The following is a 16,602-nucleotide window of genomic DNA, read 5'->3' as shown; positions in this document are numbered from 1 at the left end:
TCTCAATCGACTTCAGTGACACCGGCTGCATGGGCCTGCAGGTCGGCATGGTAGGAGGAGCGAACCAGCGGCCCGGAGGCGACGTGGCCGAAGCCCATCGCCTCGCCGGCGGCGCGCAAGGCCTCGAATTCCTCCGGCGACCAATATCGCATCACGGGATGGTGGTGCGCGGTCGGCTGCAGGTACTGTCCGATGGTGATCATGTCCACATCATGGGCACGCAGATCACGCATCGTTTCCAGTACCTGCTCTTCGGTTTCGCCCAGTCCCAGCATGATGCCCGACTTGGTCGGCACCTCAGGATGCTGGGCCTTGAACCGCTTCAGCAGGTCCAGCGACCACTGGTAATCCGCGCCGGGGCGGACTTCGCGGTACAGATGTGGCACGGTTTCCAGATTGTGGTTGAACACGTCCGGCGGGAAAGCCTGCATCGCCTCCAGCGCCCGCTCCATGCGGCCCTTGCCGCGGAAATCCGGGGTCAGCACCTCGATCCGGGTATTCGGGCTGGCATGACGCACCGCGCGGATGCAGGCGGCGAAGTGACCGGCACCGCCATCACGCAGATCATCACGATCGACCGAGGTAATCACCACATAGCGCAGCCCCATATCGCGAATCGTATCCGCCAGCCGCGCCGGCTCCAGCGGATCCGGCGCCGCCGGCCGCCCATGAGCCACATCGCAGAACGAGCAGCGACGGGTGCAGACCTCGCCCAGGATCATGAAAGTGGCGGTGCCCTTGCTGAAACACTCGTGGATGTTCGGGCAGGACGCCTCCTCGCAAACCGTCACCAGGGCGTTTTCACGCAGACGCTGCTTCAGCTGCTGCACCGCATTGCCCTGCGGCAGCCGCACCCGGATCCAGCTGGGCTTGCGCAGCATCGGCTGCTCCGTGTCGAAGCCGGCACGGTTGCGGGCGATCTTGTCGCTGCCCAGCTGCTTGGCACCTTGCGGTGCGCCGGTCACGACGCTGATCGGGATGGTCTTGCCAGAGGTTGCCGGTAATTCACTCATGTCGTTGGGACCTAGACCGCAATAGTGTCGGAGAGTTCAGGCAATCCGGCGGCATCGACACAGGAGCCGTAGCCGAATTGACGACAAAACTTGTCGAGAAAGACCGAGGACACGCTGTCCATGTCCACGCCCGGGGTCAAGTCTAGCATCTGGGTGACAGCCATCCCCTGATAGCCGCAGGGATTGATGCGGGCAAACGGCGACAGATCCATGGCCACGTTCAAGGCCAGTCCATGGAAGCTGCAGCCACGCCGTACCCGCAGGCCCAGCGCGCCGATCTTTGCGCCGGCGACATAGACGCCGGGCGCGCCATCGAGCCGCTCGGCCGTGATACGCCATTCGGCGAGGGTGTCGATCAGCACCTGCTCGATGCGGGTGACCAGCTCACGGACTCCCAGGCCGGCACGACGCAGATCGATCAGAGGATAGGCCACCAGCTGGCCCGGACCGTGATAGGTGACCTGACCGCCACGATCGACCTGTACCAGCTCGATCGCGCCCGGGTCGAGCACATGCTCCAGCTTGCCGGCCTGCCCCAGCGTGAACACCGGCGGATGCTGCAGCAGCCAGATTTCGTCGCTGTCTGCGGCCGTGCGCCGATCGGTGAATCGCCCCATGGCCTCCCACACCTGACGATAGGGCTGGACGCCAAGCTGGCGGATCTTCAATGGCAAGCTCATACGGCCTCGGCGGAGATGGCGTAAAGGCATCGCCCCCGAACGGGGCGCAGAGGCCGGTCCGCAGCATGACTGCGGACCGGCCGGGTATTACAGGGTGAAGCGCACGGCCGGGTCGGCGCGCAGAGCATGATGGGCGGCTTCGTACTGCTCACGGTTGTCGGCATGGAAGCTGACCGTCACGGACACGAAGTTGCCCTCTCGCGAAGGCCGATGACTGACCGTCTCATGCAGTACTTTCAAGCCGACATCAGCCAGCAACTGCGGCACGCGGGCCTTAAGGTCGGCGCTGGCATCACCCATCGCGGTGATCTCGAACACGCCGGGAAAGCTGAAGCCGCGTTCTTCCGGGGTCTCGTTTGTGGTGGGGGTGGTGGACATCATTGGAACTCCGGTTATTTCGCGTCTGATTTCTTGCTGCTGTGGAACCACAACAGCAGGCTGTCCCACAAGCGGGCAAGGAAACCGCCCTGCGGGGCGTCGGCCAGAGCCACCAGGGGCACGTCCTGCAGCGGCTTGCCGGCTTCGGTGATATGCAGGGTGCCGATCTGCTGGCCCTTGGTGAAGGGAGCGACCAGGGTCGAGGGCAGGTCCATATTGGCCGACAGCTTGCTGTAGTCCCCGCGCTTGACAGTGACAATCACATCATCGGCGACACCGACCGGCAAGGTCGAGCTCTGCCCCTTCCACAGCCGGGGGCTGGCCAACGGCTTGCCGGCGCTGTACAGGACATGGGTTTCATAGAAACGGAAACCGTAGTTCAGCAGCGCCAGTGCGGCATCGGCGCGCGACTTCTCGCCGGAAGAATGCATCACGATCGCGATCATCCGCGAACCGCCCTGCTTGGCCGAGGCCGCCAGACAGAAGCCCGCCGCCGCGGTGTGGCCGGTCTTGATGCCGTCCACCGACGGGTCGCGCCACAGCAAGGTGTTGCGGTTGTGCTGGGTGATGCCGTTCCACTGGAATTCCTTGACCGCGGAGATCGCGTAATCCTCGGGGAAGTTGCGGATCAGCGCGCGCGACAGGATCGCGATGTCATGGGCGCTGCTGTAATGGTCATCGACCGGATAGCCCGAGGCATCGGAATAATGGGTGTTGACCATGCCCAGCTGCTGGGCATAGGCATTCATCAGCCCGACAAACGCCTGTTCGGAGCCGGCCACATGCTCGGCCAGCGCGATCGCGGCATCATTGCCGGACTGGATGATCAGACCGTACAGCAGATCTTTCAGCGGCACATGGCTGTTCAACTTCAGAAAGCTGGTCGAGCCGTCGGTGCCGGCACCGCCGCCACGCCAGGCGTTTTCACTGATGAAGACCGGATCGGTCATGTGGATCTTGTTGTTGGCCAGCTCGGCCGAGACCACGTAATCGGTCATGATCTTGGTCAGCGAAGCCGGAGCAAGCCGCGTGTCCGGATCCTTGCTGGCCAGTACCTGACCGGTGGCATAGTCCATCAGCACCCAGCTCTGGGCATCCACGTCCGGCGGCGGCGGCACGGGGATCTCCGGCGCCTTGGGCGCTTCCGGACGAGGACCGGCCGTCGGGACCAGATTCGGGGTCGGCACCGGCGGGGCCTGGTTCGGCGAAGGAATCGGCGTCGGCATCGACGGCATCTGATTCGGCGCGGGAATCGGCGGCGGTGCCTGCTGGGCAATGACGGCAGTCGCGCCGGTCACGGCCATGATGGCGGCGGCAAGCGCGGTCAGGGTGCGAAGATGAAGGCTCATCGAGTGTGTCAATCCAGGACGTGGGGAAGGCGCCCAAGCGCCTTTGCAGGGTGTATGTAGGGTCTAGTTTACAGCGGAGAGGGGGCGGGCTGCGGCCGCGGCAGCCCCAAAAGCTCGATTCGTCGGGCGGCCTGCCCGGCGGCCGCGGCATCAGGCAGCGGGCCGACCCGGACCCGCTGCACCACCTTGCCAGCGGACAGCCCCGACACGACCTGCACGGCCACCCCCGTTGCACGAATACGGGTGGCTACCCGCTCGGCATTGGCGCGATCGCCGAAGGCGCCGGCCTGCAGATAAAGACCGCCAGCGCCGACTGCTGCGGTGGCCATCGGCGCAGGCGGAGCCGCGGCCGGCTTCGTCGGCAAGGCCGTCGCCGCCGGCAGCTCGGCGCGACTGACCGGAGCCATGGCCTCGGTGGCATTGCGGGCCACCGCAGCGGCCGGGGCTGGAGCCGGCGCGATCGCCTGCCAGGCCCGCACCGAGTCAGGCGGCTTCACCGCCGGCGGCGGCAACGGCCTCGGCGGTGAAACCGAGCCCGGATCCAGCGCACGCACCTCGACCTGGCCGGTGCCCGAGGGCCAGATCCCGATCTTCACCGCCGCGATGTAGGACAGATCGATCAGCCGGTCGTCCTTGAACGGTCCGCGATCATTGACGCGCACTACCACGCTCTTGCCGTTGGCCAGATTGGTCACCCGCACGTAGCTCGGCAACGGCAGCGTCTTGTGGGCCGCCGAGTAGGCATACATGTCGTAGTCCTCCAGGGTGGAGGTCTTGTAGCGATGGAACTTGCTGCCGTAGTACGAGGCCGTGCCGCGCGCCACATAGCCATGCGCGCTGGGCAGTACCTTGTAGGTGCGACCCAGCACGGTATAGGGGCTCTTGTTGCCATACAAGGACAAGGGCTCCGCCTTGGGCACCGGCTCGGGCAATTTGGAAAAGTCCGGCGGCGGTCCGTCGGGCACGCTGTCATGGCTGCTGCGGTAACGCCGATCCTGGGCCAGCAGCAGATTGTCGTGGTAGGCATTGCCGGTACGCAGGCTGTGCGCGTCGGCACGCGGCCTTGAAGGCTGGCTGCTGCAGGCGGCCAGGCCAGCCAGCGCCCATGCAGCAACCAGTTTTGCGGCCAGCCTCACGGCGACCGATCCAGGGCATCGCTGCCGGCGTGGATGGCCTCGGCCAACTGGTGCACCGCCATGGCGTACAGCGGACTGCGGTTGTAGGTGGTGATGACATAGAAATTCCGGAAGCCCAGCCATACATCGCTCGCCGGCTCGCCGGCCAGATGTACCACCGTGGCCTGCATCGCCGGATCCACGGCCGCCGTCGGCGCGTAACCCCAGGCCTCGAGCTGCTGCACGCTCCATCGCGGCCGGGCATCCTTGATCTGCAGAGGCTTGGCCGCCGGCTGGGCCAGCGCCGGCAACACCACCGGCTGCCCGGCCTGCCAGCCATGTCCCTGCAGGTAATGCGCGACACTGGCGATGATGTCGGGCAGTGAATGCTGCAGATCGATGCGGCCGTCACCATCGGCATCCACGCCATACTGGCGGATGCTGTCCGGCATGAACTGGCCCCAGCCCTGGGCACCGGCATAGGAACCGGTCAGCTGGTCCGGCGGCGCGGCCAGACTGTGGTCAGGGAGTTCCAGCAAGGTTTTCAGCTGGGCCCGGAAAAAGGCGGCCCGCGGCGGGTAATACAGGCCAAGGGTCACCAGCGCGTCCAGCACCTTGTAGTGACCGGTATTGGCGCCGTAGAAGGTCTCCACGCCGAGAATCGCCACCACATAGGCCGGATCGACGCCGTAGCGCCGGCCCAGGCTGTCCAGCAGGGCGCGGTGTTCGCGATAGAAAACCACGCCCTCGTGGATGCGCTTCGAGGTCAGAAAAATCGGGCGATAAGCGCTCCATGGCTTGGCTTCCGCCGGACGGGCCATCGCATCGAGAATGCTCTGCTGGCGTTGAGCACCGGACAGAAGCTGATTCAAGCGGACCGGATCCTGGCCGGTATCCTTCGCCACTTCGGCAACCAGTGCCGCCTGCCCCGGATGTTCCATCGCCTGCAGCGAGCCGATCATGCCGAACATGATCCCTGCACTCCCCATGACCCCGAGCATGCGTCGGCGGCAACCCGAAAACCCTGCTGACATTGTGGCTGCTGCGCCTCCATCGCTGATATCCGGCAAGCCTAACATGCCGATCTGATCGCGTCGGGACCAGCTCGTGACTGGTTGCAGGCTGATTCAGGGCGGCCTCAGCGAGGAGCTGATCGCCCTGCCCGCGATCAGCCGCGTCGCTTGAAGCTGGCGTGGATGGTCATCAGGATGCCGAAGCCGGTCAGCAGTGATACCGCCGACGTACCGCCATAGCTGATCAGCGGCATCGGCACGCCGACCACCGGCAGCATGCCGGCGACCATCCCGCCATTGACGAAGACATAGACGAAGAAGCTCATGCCGATGGCTCCGGCCAGCAGTCGGGAATAGGTATCGCGTGCCTGCATCGCGATCCACAGGCAGCGACCGATGATGAAGACGTACAGCAACAGCACCGCAATGACTCCGATCAGGCCGAATTCCTCGGAATAGACCGCGAAGATGAAGTCGGTGGTATGTTCCGGCAGAAAGTCCAGCCGGGACTGGGTGCCGTGCTCGAACCCCTTGCCGAAGACACCGCCGGACCCCACCGCGATCTTGGACTGGATGATGTGCCAGCCATTGCCCAGCGGATCGGCTTCGGGATTGAGCAGGGTCCGGACCCGGTCGCGCTGGTATTCGTGCATGAAATGCCAGCCCAGCGGAATCGCGGCGGCGGCGGCCCCGCCCAGCAGACCGATCCGCCACCAGGCCATGCCTGACAGGAACAAGGCAAAGGCACCCGCGCCAGCCACCAGGGTGGCGGTGCCCAGGTCAGGCTGTTCCGCGATCAGTCCCGAGGGAATCGCGATCAGGCCGCCGACCACGGCAATATCCTTCCAGCCCGGAGGCAGGCGCCGGGAGTGCAGATACCAGGCCACCATCATCGGCATGGTCAGCTTCAGCAGTTCCGAGGGCTGGAAACGCATGATGCCGAGATTCAGCCAGCGGTCCGCGCCCCGGCCCTCGCCCAGCACGATCACCACCACCAGCAGAAAGGTGCTGCCGGCATACAGCCAGGGCGTCCAGTCGCGCAGCTGCTGCGGCGAAATCCGAGAAATCAGCCACAGCAGTCCCAGCCCCAGCATAAAGCGGGCGGCCTGACCTTCGACCAGGCTCATATTGCCGCCACCGGCGCTGTACAAGGTCGCCAGGCCCACCCCGGCCAGGATCAGCAGCCCGCCCAGCAACCACCAGTCCAGCCGGGGACCAAGCAGGGCCTGCCATCCACGGCGCCATGAGAACACGCCGGTATTCAGAGCCATTCAGGGATTCCTCGCTTGAGTCGTGGCCGGCGCAGGCTGCGCCATGGTCGGTGGAGGCGCCCCTTCGGGAGCCGCTTTCTGCTCAGCCAGCCAGGCATCGAAAATCTTGCGCACGATGGGACCGGCATCACTGCCGCCCCAGGCACCGGCCTCGAGCAGCGCCGCGACCACGATGCGAGGCTGATCCGCCGGGGTATAGGCCACGAACCAGGCGCGATGGCGCGCCGCTAGGTAGGCCTTGTTGCGATTGGTATCGTAGGCATCGGTGGTCCGCGAGAAACGCTCGGCGGTACCGCTCTTGCCGGCAATCCGATAAGGGAAGCCGTCACCCAGGCCATGGCCGGTGCCGTGGCCGTAGATCACCATTTCCATACCGGTATCAATCGCCTGCCAGTTGCTGTTGCGGGTGATCAGGCTGGGACCCAGTGGCGGATTGACCAGATCCTCGCGACCGCCGCCGCCAGGCGCCTCGGTGGCATCGGCCAGCCGCGGTGCATAGGCCACGCCATGATTGGCCAAGGTGGCAAAGGCGTGCGAAAGCTGGATCGGGGTCACGCCCCAGTAGCCTTGGCCGATGCCGGCAATGACGGTCTCGCCCGGGAACCAGGGTTGGCGGAAATGCTGGCGTTTCCACTCCCTCGAAGGCAGTACCCCGCCCAATTCGCCGTACAAGTCCACGCCGGTGGGCTTGCCGAAGCCAAAACTGCCCATGAACTGGCTGAGCCGGTCGATGCCCATGTCCAGGGCCAGCTTGTAGAAATAGGTATTGACCGATTTTTCGATGGCCTGCATCAAGTTGACCACGCCGACACCACCGCGGACATCGTCGCGATAAGCCCGGCTCTGCCCTGGAATAAAGAATTCACCGGTGGACAGCACCGTGTCCTGCGGCCGGCGCAGCCCCATTTCCAGCCCGCCCAGTCCCAGCAGCGGCTTGACCGTCGAGCCGGGCTGATAGACGCCCTGGATGGCGCGATTGACCAGCGGCTTGTTCGGCGCCGTGGTCAGTTCGCGATAGGCCGCCGTGCTGATCCCGTTGATAAACAGATTGGGGTTATAGGACGGCACGCTGACCATCGCCAGCACCTGGCCATTGCGCGGATCGATCGCCACCGCCGCCCCCGGGCGACCGGCAAACGCGGCCACCGCGGCCCGCTGGATACGCGTATCGATGGACAGGTAGAGATTTCTGCCGGCGGTCGCCGGGTGATGCTCCAGCACCCGCTGGACCTTGCCATCGGCATTGACCTCGACCAGGTCGTATCCTGGGGTGCCATGCAGCTGCGCCTCGTAGGCGCGCTCGATGCCGGTGCGACCGACATGGGTGGTGCCCTTGTACATCGCCGGATCCAGCTGGCCCAGATCACGCTCGTTGATGCGGTTCACATAGCCGACGACATGCGCGTACAAGTCGCCCATCGGATAGCGGCGGATCTGGTAAGGCACCACCTCGACACCGGGAAAACGCCACTGGTTGACCGCGAAACGATCGATCTCGTCCTCGTTGAGCTGCATCTTCAAGGGAATGCTGTCAAAGCGCCGGTTCAGTCGCAGCTGCTTGCGGAAGTTGTCAAGATCATCATCACTCAGCGGCACCACTGCACCCAGGGCGGCCAAGGTCGCTTTCAGATCGTGGACCTGCTCGGGCACCACTTCCAGCCGGAAAGCCGGGACATTGTCGGCCAGCAGGTTGCCTTCGCGATCATAGATCAGGCCGCGGCCCGGCGGCAGCGCCCGCTGCTTGATACGGTTCTGCTGCGAACGCAGGGTGTATTCGTCATGCTGGTCCACCTGCAGGTAGACATAACGGGCCACCAGCCCGCACAACCCCAGCACGATCAGCGCAAAACCGGCCAGGGCTCGGCGCTGGAACATCGCGCTTTCGCCGCGTGCATCCTTGATATCAGGCCGGATACGCATCAGAGCAGACTACTGGATCCGCAGCCGCGACCGCAGGTCGTCCAGCAGCAGAAACAGGAAAGGCCACAGCGCGGCTCCCACCAGTGGCGCGCCCCACCAGATCAGCGGCGGCACGGCCTCGCCGGCAAACAGGCGCACCACCAGCAGGATCAGGCGATCATTCAGCAGCAGCGCCGCCACGGCCAGCACCTGCTGCCACATCCGGAAAAAACGCAGCCGCGGGCGGATCCTCAGCACGATAAAGACCAGCGCCGTCAGCCGCAGCGCCTGCTCACCCAGCAGCACGCCGCTGATCAGGTCGGCGATCATGCCGATGCTGAAGGCCAGCCCGAGACTGATCCTGTCCGTCGATTCCAGCGCCCAGTAGATCAGCACCAGGGCCGGCCAATAAGGCTTCAGCGGCTCCAGCCCGCTGGGCAGGGGCAACAGCATCAACAACAGCGACAGCACCAGTGTACCGGCCAGATACAGACCACCGTGACGCATCCCGCTCATGGCCGCACCGACCCGGCGCTGGCAGCCGGCGCCACCGAAGCGGCCGGCATCGGCCGGGCAGCATGGCCGCCACTGCTGGCCGCCGCCGGTGGCGGTGCCAGCTCGGCGGGCGGACCGATCTGCGGCGCCGGCCCCGGCGGCCCCACCGGGTCGGCCAGATCGTGCAGCAGCAAGACCTCGTCGGCGCGGTCGATATCCGCCGCCGGTCGGGCACTGGCCTGCAGGAACATGCCGTTGCTGGTGCCGGCACCAATCACCGTTCCCACCGGGAAGCCGGCGGGAAAGCGCCCGCCCAGACCCGAGGTCAGCAAGCGGTCACCGGCCCTGACATCGGCCGCGCCGGGAATTTCGGGCAAGGTCAGCAGTCCTTCGTCCTGCGAACCGTAGGCTACAGTACGCAGACCGGTACGCTCGATGGTGACGGGAACGGCATGATCGGGATTGGTCACCAGCATCACCTCGGCGGTGTTCGGCAATACATTCACGACCTGGCCGAGCAGGCCATGGGCATCGATCACCGGCTGACCGGCACGCACACCCTGATTGGCCCCCAGATTGATGGTCAGCCGATGCCGGAAGGCGCCCAGATCAACCCCGATCACCCGCGCCAGCTGCACATTGATGTCCAGACTGTGCTGGGTATCGAGCAGTTCCCGCAAATGAGTATTCTGGCGCGCCACTTCGGCCATCCGGCTCAGCTTGGCATTGGCCAGCAACAGATCCTGGCGCAACTCGCGATTCTGTTCGGTCAGCAGGCTGCGATCGGCGAAGGCCACAGTCAGCGCATGCAGGCTGCGGCTGGGCAGGCCGGCCAGCCGGTACAGCGGCTCGACCAGGACCGAAGCGGTATAGCGTGCGTGGTACATCCAGCCATTGCGATGGTCGAGCACCATCACCACCAGGGCAATGGCCAGATACATCACCAATCGCAGGGTTCCGGCGATGGGTCCGGCAAACAGCGACGGGCCGCCTTCGCGTGGTAGCGCCATGGCGGCCTCACTCCTGTGGAATTATTCGGCGGAAAAGAAATCGCTGCCGTGCTGATCGATCAGTTCCAGCGCCTTGCCGCCACCACGGGCCACACAGGTCAGCGGATCTTCGGCAACCTGCACGAACAGGCCGGTTTCCTCCGCGATCAGACGATCCAGGTCGCGCAGCAAGGCGCCGCCGCCAGTGATCACGATGCCGCGCTCGTAAACGTCCGAGCACAGTTCCGGAGGGGTCTGCTCCAGCGCGGCACGCACCGCCGCGACGATGCCGGACAAGGGCTCGTGCAGCGCTTCCAGCACCTCGTTGGAGTTCATGGTGAACATCCGCGGCACGCCTTCGGCCAGGTTGCGGCCGGAGATTTCCATTTCGCGGACATCGCTCTGCGGAAAGGCGCAGCCGATCTCGACCTTGATCCGCTCGGCCGTGGATTCACCGATCAGGGTGCCGTGGTTGCGGCGGACATAATTGATGATGGCCTCGTCGAAACGATCACCGCCGATGCGGACCGACTGCGAATAGACCACACCGTTCAGCGAGATCACCGCCACTTCGGAGGTACCGCCACCGATATCCAGCACCATCGAACCACGTGCCTCGTGCACCGGAATGCCGGCACCGATCGCGGCAGCCATCGGCTCCTCGATCAGGAATACGTCACGGGCACCGGCCCCTTCGGCCGATTCCTTGATCGCCCGACGCTCGACCTGGGTCGAGCCGCTGGGCACGCAGATCAGAACCCGCGGACTGGGCCGCAGCATGCGGGCGCGATGCACCTGCTTGATGAAGTGCTGCAGCATCGCCTCGGTCATGGTGAAGTTGGCGATCACTCCGTCCTTCATCGGACGCACCGTGGCGATATTGCCCGGGGTACGACCCAGCATGCGCTTGGCCTCGCCACCGACCGCGGCCACCGCGCGGGCACCGCCGGCCCCACCCCGGTCCTGGCGTACCGCCACCACCGAAGGCTCGTTCAGCACGATCCCCTGTCCCCGGACATAGATCAGCGTATTGGCTGTCCCGAGGTCGATGGAAATGTCGTTGGAGAAAATGCCGCGGAATTTTTTGAACATAGAGAGAGGCGCGCGCGCTGAGCGTGGCAAATGAAGCATTCAAGTCTAGTAAGCGCAGCCCCTGCGCGCAAGGACAAGTTCGTTAATAATCCTTAACTTATTGGCCTTTTTGAAACCGGCCTGCGAACCGGCCCGACGCGTGCGATCATGCACGAGTCGCCATGACAGGCAGATGACGTTAAAATGCGGGGTTTTAGATGCATCCCGCGACCCGCCGGACGGATGCCGATCTTTCCCTTACAGTGGACCCCTGCCCATGCCTGCCGTCATCTGCGGATCCCTGGCCTATGACACCATCATGGTGTTCCAGGACCAGTTCAAGAACCATATCCTCCCGGACCAGGTCCATATTCTCAATGTGTCCTTTCTGGTCCCCGGCATGCGTCGCGAGTTCGGCGGCTGCGCCGGCAATATCGCCTACAATCTGAAGCTGCTGGGTGACGAGCCCATCGTGGTGGCCGCCGTCGGCCAGGATTTCGCGCCTTACCGCGCCCATCTGGTCAAGCACGGCATCCGCCTGGACCATGTGCGCGAATACCCCGAGCAGTTCACGCCGCAGTGCTTTATCACCACCGACCTGGACAACAACCAGATCACCGCCTTCCATCCCGGCGCGATGTCCAGCGCCCACGAGATCAGCGTCAGCGACATCGAAGACTGCGAACTGGCGATCGTGGCGCCGGACAGTCGCGAAGCGATGCTGCGCCACGTCGACGACTTCTTCGCCGACGGCACCCCGTTCATCTTCGATCCGGGCCAGGCCATGCCGCTGTTCAATGGCGAAGAATTCCAGGCCATGATCGAGAAGGCGACCTATGTCATCGTCAATGACTACGAGTCGCAGCTGCTGCAGACCCGCACCGGCTGGTCGGCCGAAACCATTGCCGGCAAGGTCAAGGCCTATATCGTGACCCAGGGTCCGCGTGGCTCGGTCATTCATGCCGACGGCGAGGTCATCGCGATTCCGCCGGCCCGTGAACACAAGGTGGTCGACCCCACCGGCTGCGGCGATGCCTACCGTGCCGGCCTGATCCACGGCATCACCCACGGTCGGGACTGGGCCACCACCGGCCGGATGGCCTCGTTGATGGGTGCACTGAAAGTCGGCCACCCCGGCACCCAGAACCAGCACTTCGATTTCGCCAGCTTCGCGGCGGAGTTCGAGGACCAGTTCGGCTACGCTCTGGACTGATCAGGCCGGCCCGCGGCAGCGGGCCCGCCACCAGCCAAAACGGCCCGCAGAGGCGGGCCGTTTTGCATCGGACTGGACGCCTGCCGGATGCAGGCGGGTCCTGAGCCTACTGCACGGTATAGCCCATGGTCGCCTCGACCGCCTGCTGCCAGCCGGCATAGAGTTCTTCGCGCTCCTTGTCGGCCATGCCCGGCGTGAATTCGCGATCCACCGCCCACTGTTTGGCAATCTCTTCGCGACTGCTCCAGAAACCCACCGCCAGCCCGGCCAGATAGGCCGCACCCAGCGCGGTCGTCTCCGCCACCTGCGGGCGCAGCACCGGCACATTCAGAATATCGCTCTGGAACTGGCCGACGAAGTCGTTGTTGATGGCACCGCCATCAGCACGCAATTCCTTCAGCTCGATGCCCGAGTCTTTCTGCATCGCCGAGAGCACGTCGCGGGTCTGGTAGGCCATCGACTCCAGCGCCGCGCGGATGAAATGCTCCTTGGTGGTGCCGCGACTTAGACCGAACACCGCGCCGCGGACATCCGAGCGCCAGTAAGGCGCACCCAGGCCGACAAAGGCCGGCACCATATAGACACCGTCGGTGCCCTTGGCCCGCTCGGCATAGTCTTCCGAGTCCGAGGACTTGCCCAGCATCCGCATGCCGTCACGCAGCCACTGCACCACCGAGCCGGCGACGAAGATGCTGCCTTCCAGAGCATATTCCACCTTGCCGTCGACGCCCCAGGCAATCGTGGTCAGCAGACCGCTCTTGGACTGTACCGCCTTGTCACCGGTATTCATCAGCATGAAGCAGCCGGTGCCGTAGGTGTTCTTGGCCATGCCCGGCTCGAAACAGGCCTGGCCGAACAGGGCGGCCTGCTGATCACCTGCAACGCCGGCGATCGGCACTTCACGGCCATAGAAGTACTGGCCCTGGGTCTTGCCGTAGACTTCGCTGGAGGATCGCACCTCGGGCAGCATGGCCTTGGGCACATCCAGCATGGCCAGCAGCTCGTCATCCCACTCCAGCGTGTGGATATTGTACATCAGGGTCCGCGAGGCATTGGTGTAATCGGTGACATGCACCTTGCCGCCGGTCAGATTCCAGATCAGCCAGCTGTCGATGGTGCCGAACAGCAGCTCGCCACGTTCGGCGCGTTCGCGCGAACCCTCGACCCGGTCCAGTATCCACTTGACCTTGGTGCCCGAGAAGTAGGCATCGATCAACAGGCCGGTCTTGGCCCGGACCATGTCCTCGTGGCCGGCGGCCTTCAACTCGTCGCAGATCTCGCGGGTCTGCCGCGACTGCCAGACGATGGCATTGTGGATGGGCTGGCCGCTGGCCTTGTCCCAGACGACTGCAGTCTCGCGCTGGTTGGTGATGCCGATGCCCTGGATCGCTCCGGCATCGACCTGCAGATTGTTCAGCAGTTCGGTGATCGTGGTGTAGACACTGGTCATGATCTCGCGCGGATTGTGTTCCACCCAGCCCGGCTGCGGAAACAGCTGGGTGAATTCGCGCTGGGCGCTGCCGACGATCTTGCCTTCCTGATCGAACAGGATGGCGCGGGAACTGGTCGTACCCTGGTCGATGGCCAGGATGTAGCCTGCTTTCGCTTGCATATAGATTCTCCTTGCAGCGCGGGTCTTAACCGTAGATCAGATGGAAGCCGAGTGCACCGAGGATCGCGCCGACCACCGGCCCGAATGCCGGCACCACCGCATAGCCCCAGTCCGAGGAACCCTTGCCGGCAATCGGCAGCACCCAGTGCGCCAACCGCGGACCGATATCACGGGCCGGATTGATCGCGTAGCCGGTCGGGCCGCCCAGCGACATGCCGATGGCGACCACCATCAAGGCCACCGCCAGCGAGGATACGCCGGGGGCCATGGCATTGCTGCCGATCGCCAGCACCCCGAAGGCCAGCACGAAGGTACCGATCACCTCGGTCAGAAAATTGGATGGCAGATGCCGGATCGCCGGCCCCGTGCAGAACACCGCCAGCTTCAGCCCCGGATCCTGGGTTGCCCGCCAATGCGGCAGATAGGCCAGCCAGACCAGCACCCCGCCGACGAAACCACCGGCCATCTGGGCCAGGATAAAGCCGGGCACCAGGCCCCATGACAGTTTTCCAATCAAGGCCAGGCCAATGGTCAGAGCCGGATTCATCAGGGCACCACTGACGGCGCCGGCCACATAGATCCCCATCAGCACCGCCAGGCCCCAGGCCAGAGTGATCACCACCCAGCCACCATTCTCGGCCTTGGAGTGCTTCAGCAAGACGCCAGCGACCACGCCATCGCCCAACAACACCAGAATCGCGGTACCCAGAAATTCGTTCAGGTATTTCCACATGGCTGGATCATGCATTTCGGTATCTCCGTGCTCAGCTGTCGTCGATCAATGGGGGCGCCGCACAAAAGCGGGCAACAAGAAGCCGCACCGTGCCGGCACGGCACGATCAGTGTCGTATCGGATCAGGCTTGAATCAGGCGGCGGCGCTGATATATGCCGCCAGATGCTCACGCATGGCCGGGTCGAAATGCAGACCCAGCTTGGAACGCCGCCACAGGATGTCGTCGGCGGTACTGGCCCATTCGTGGGTCAGCAGATAATCCACTTCCCTGGCATGCAGGCCGGCGCCAAAGTGCTCGCCCAGATCATCCATGCCCTTGGCTCCGCCCAGCAGGCGACGGGTACGGGTGCCGTAGCTGTGGCACCAGCGCTCCAGCAACGGCGAGGGCACCCAGGCGTGGGTCACCGCCAGCTGGCTGACCAGTCCTGCGACCAGTCCCTCGGCGACATCGCCGCCGGGAAGAATGGCCTCGTCCGTCCAGGGGCCCTGCTTGCAGCCCAGCACCGGTGCCAGCTGGTTGACCGCATCCTCACCCAGCCGGCGGAAGGTGGTCAGCTTGCCGCCGAACACGTTCAGCAAGGGGGCGCCCTGGGTATCCAGGCCCAGCAGATAGTCGCGGGTCGCCTCGGAGGCACTGTCATTGTCGTCGCTCAGCAGCGGCCGCACGCCGCTGTAGGCCCAGACCACGTCCTGTTCGCGAATCGGCTGCTTGAAATAACGGCTGGCAGCCTCGCAGAGATAGCGGGTTTCCTCGTCACTGATCTCGACATGCGCCGGGTCGGCCTTGAACTCGACATCGGTGGTGCCGATCAGGGTGAACTCGCCCTCATAGGGAATCGCAAACACGATGCGGCGATCCGGCTGCTGGAAGATATAGGCATGATCATGCTCGAACAGTTTGGGCACCACGATATGGCTGCCTTTGACCAGGCGCACGGTGTGGTCATGGGCGACGTGGGCGACTTCATCCAGGAATCTGGCCGCCCAGGGGCCGGCGGCATTGACCAGGGCCCTGGCCCGTACTTCGCGCAGGGGGCCGCCGGCCTGCGACTGCAGCTGCACGGTCCAGGCCGCGCTGTCACGCCGGGCCGAGACACAGCGGGTCCGGGTCAAGACCTCGCCGCCGCGCTCGCGGATGTCCATGGCATTGAGCACCACCAGCCGGGCATCCTGCACCCGCGCGTCGGAATACACGAAGCCACGGGTGAACTCGTCGCGCAACGGCGTGCCGGTGGGATCCGTCCGCAGATCCAGGCTCCTCGAAGGCTTCAAGGTGGGATGCTTGACCCGTCCCAGGTGGTCATACAGGAACAGACCGATCCGTATCATCCACGCCGGGCGCAGATGTGGCTGGTGCGGCAGCACGAAACGCAGCGGACTGATGATGTGCGGGGCGGCGCGCAACAGCACTTCGCGCTCGGCCAGAGCCTTGCCGACCAGCTTGAATTCATACTGCTCGAGATAGCGCAGGCCGCCATGGATCAGTTTGGTACTGGCGCTGGACGTATGCGAGGCCAGGTCATCCTGTTCGCACAACATTACCCGCAGGCCACGGCCGACGGCATCCCGGGCAATCCCGACGCCATTGATGCCACCACCGACGACCAGCAGATCCACTTCTTCGAACATTGCCACACCCTTGGTGATCAAATCGGAGCCCGCCAGTGACCTCATCATTCACCACACATGATCATGACACTCAGGAGTGGGCATGAATGTTCGAGGGGCTTTCGGAAGCGATCATAACCCAACATATTCGAACATCACACG

15 protein-coding genes are annotated in these 16,602 nt (G+C 64.5%); 1 reads left to right on the top strand and 14 read right to left on the bottom strand.

All coding sequences use genetic code 11. From position 1 onward, the window contains the following. Positions 1–2: 2 nt before the first annotated feature. The 11 genes from lipA to FRAAU_RS02835 form a co-directional block, all read right to left on the bottom strand. Positions 3–1,013 (bottom strand): lipoyl synthase, encoded by a 1,011-nt coding sequence (gene lipA / locus FRAAU_RS02885; protein ID WP_014402072.1) that lies wholly within the window; start codon positions 1,011–1,013, stop codon positions 3–5. Positions 1,014–1,024: 11 nt separating this feature from the next. After that, entirely contained in the window at positions 1,025–1,693 is a 669-nt protein-coding gene (lipB, locus tag FRAAU_RS02880; protein WP_014402071.1) for a lipoyl(octanoyl) transferase LipB, read from the bottom strand. A gap of 87 nt (positions 1,694–1,780) precedes the next feature. Continuing rightward, a complete protein-coding gene (locus FRAAU_RS02875; RefSeq protein ID WP_014402070.1) occupies positions 1,781–2,071 on the bottom strand; it encodes a YbeD family protein in 291 nt (96 codons plus the stop codon). Between the two features lie 14 nt (positions 2,072–2,085). Further along, positions 2,086–3,420 carry a D-alanyl-D-alanine carboxypeptidase family protein gene (locus FRAAU_RS02870; RefSeq protein ID WP_014402069.1) on the bottom strand — a complete coding sequence of 445 codons (1,335 nt, stop codon included), beginning with the start codon at positions 3,418–3,420 and terminating at the stop codon, positions 2,086–2,088. Positions 3,421–3,488: 68 nt separating this feature from the next. Then, complete coding sequence (locus FRAAU_RS02865; protein WP_425598083.1) at positions 3,489–4,424, bottom strand: septal ring lytic transglycosylase RlpA family protein; 936 nt, start codon at positions 4,422–4,424, stop codon at positions 3,489–3,491. 128 nt (positions 4,425–4,552) lie between these two features. After that, positions 4,553–5,506 (bottom strand): lytic murein transglycosylase B, encoded by a 954-nt coding sequence (gene mltB, locus FRAAU_RS02860; RefSeq protein ID WP_014402067.1) that lies wholly within the window; start codon positions 5,504–5,506, stop codon positions 4,553–4,555. A 197-nt stretch (positions 5,507–5,703) separates the two neighbouring features. Then, on the bottom strand, positions 5,704–6,819 hold the full coding sequence (gene rodA / locus FRAAU_RS02855) for a rod shape-determining protein RodA (RefSeq protein WP_014402066.1): 1,116 nt from the start codon (positions 6,817–6,819) through the stop codon (positions 5,704–5,706). After that, the gene (mrdA, locus tag FRAAU_RS02850) at positions 6,820–8,739 is read right to left on the bottom strand and encodes a penicillin-binding protein 2 (protein WP_014402065.1); all 1,920 of its coding nucleotides are present in this window, start codon (positions 8,737–8,739) and stop codon (positions 6,820–6,822) included. Positions 8,740–8,748: 9 nt separating this feature from the next. Continuing rightward, a complete protein-coding gene (gene mreD / locus FRAAU_RS02845) occupies positions 8,749–9,234 on the bottom strand; it encodes a rod shape-determining protein MreD (RefSeq protein WP_014402064.1) in 486 nt (161 codons plus the stop codon). Further along, a complete protein-coding gene (gene mreC / locus FRAAU_RS02840) occupies positions 9,231–10,223 on the bottom strand; it encodes a rod shape-determining protein MreC (protein ID WP_014402063.1) in 993 nt (330 codons plus the stop codon). The genes mreD and mreC overlap by 4 nt, the downstream gene beginning before the upstream one ends. Before the next feature lie 21 nt (positions 10,224–10,244). Then, positions 10,245–11,294, bottom strand: coding sequence for a rod shape-determining protein (locus FRAAU_RS02835; RefSeq protein WP_014402062.1), 1,050 nt, complete (start codon positions 11,292–11,294; stop codon positions 10,245–10,247). Positions 11,295–11,550: 256 nt separating this feature from the next. Here FRAAU_RS02835 and FRAAU_RS02830 point away from each other — a divergent pair, with 256 nt between their 5' ends. Next, positions 11,551–12,486, top strand: coding sequence for a carbohydrate kinase family protein (locus FRAAU_RS02830; protein ID WP_014402061.1), 936 nt, complete (start codon positions 11,551–11,553; stop codon positions 12,484–12,486). A gap of 106 nt (positions 12,487–12,592) precedes the next feature. On the opposite strand, the gene glpK is transcribed toward FRAAU_RS02830, so the two are convergent. The 3 genes from glpK to glpD all read right to left on the bottom strand — a co-directional run bounded on the left by glpK (position 12,593) and on the right by glpD (position 16,461). Beyond that, entirely contained in the window at positions 12,593–14,098 is a 1,506-nt protein-coding gene (gene glpK / locus FRAAU_RS02825) for a glycerol kinase GlpK (protein ID WP_014402060.1), read from the bottom strand. A gap of 25 nt (positions 14,099–14,123) precedes the next feature. Then, on the bottom strand, positions 14,124–14,846 hold the full coding sequence (locus tag FRAAU_RS02820; RefSeq protein ID WP_014402059.1) for an MIP/aquaporin family protein: 723 nt from the start codon (positions 14,844–14,846) through the stop codon (positions 14,124–14,126). Between the two features lie 118 nt (positions 14,847–14,964). Beyond that, a complete protein-coding gene (gene glpD, locus FRAAU_RS02815; protein ID WP_041270766.1) occupies positions 14,965–16,461 on the bottom strand; it encodes a glycerol-3-phosphate dehydrogenase in 1,497 nt (498 codons plus the stop codon). Positions 16,462–16,602 lie beyond the last annotated feature (141 nt).

This window comes from Frateuria aurantia DSM 6220 (assembly GCF_000242255.2).
Lineage (GTDB): Bacteria > Pseudomonadota > Gammaproteobacteria > Xanthomonadales > Rhodanobacteraceae > Frateuria > Frateuria aurantia.
The sequence above is the reverse complement of the archived record's forward strand: the minus strand, read 5'-3'. Positions and strand labels throughout refer to the sequence as shown.

Bases quoted from the DNA above. Each gene is read 5' to 3' on its own strand.
- lipA (WP_014402072.1), bottom strand. From the start codon at position 1,013: ATGAGTGAATTACCGGCAACCTCTGGCAAGACCATCCCGATCAGCGTC.
- lipB (WP_014402071.1), bottom strand. From the start codon at position 1,693: ATGAGCTTGCCATTGAAGATCCGCCAGCTTGGCGTCCAGCCCTATCGT.
- FRAAU_RS02875 (WP_014402070.1), bottom strand. From the start codon at position 2,071: ATGTCCACCACCCCCACCACAAACGAGACCCCGGAAGAACGCGGCTTC.
- FRAAU_RS02870 (WP_014402069.1), bottom strand. From the start codon at position 3,420: ATGAGCCTTCATCTTCGCACCCTGACCGCGCTTGCCGCCGCCATCATG.
- mltB (WP_014402067.1), bottom strand. From the start codon at position 5,506: ATGTTCGGCATGATCGGCTCGCTGCAGGCGATGGAACATCCGGGGCAG.
- rodA (WP_014402066.1), bottom strand. From the start codon at position 6,819: ATGGCTCTGAATACCGGCGTGTTCTCATGGCGCCGTGGATGGCAGGCC.
- mrdA (WP_014402065.1), bottom strand. From the start codon at position 8,739: ATGCGTATCCGGCCTGATATCAAGGATGCACGCGGCGAAAGCGCGATG.
- mreD (WP_014402064.1), bottom strand. From the start codon at position 9,234: ATGAGCGGGATGCGTCACGGTGGTCTGTATCTGGCCGGTACACTGGTG.
- mreC (WP_014402063.1), bottom strand. From the start codon at position 10,223: ATGGCGCTACCACGCGAAGGCGGCCCGTCGCTGTTTGCCGGACCCATC.
- FRAAU_RS02835 (WP_014402062.1), bottom strand. From the start codon at position 11,294: ATGTTCAAAAAATTCCGCGGCATTTTCTCCAACGACATTTCCATCGAC.
- FRAAU_RS02830 (WP_014402061.1), top strand. From the start codon at position 11,551: ATGCCTGCCGTCATCTGCGGATCCCTGGCCTATGACACCATCATGGTG.
- glpK (WP_014402060.1), bottom strand. From the start codon at position 14,098: ATGCAAGCGAAAGCAGGCTACATCCTGGCCATCGACCAGGGTACGACC.
- FRAAU_RS02820 (WP_014402059.1), bottom strand. From the start codon at position 14,846: ATGCATGATCCAGCCATGTGGAAATACCTGAACGAATTTCTGGGTACC.
- glpD (WP_041270766.1), bottom strand. From the start codon at position 16,461: ATGTTCGAAGAAGTGGATCTGCTGGTCGTCGGTGGTGGCATCAATGGC.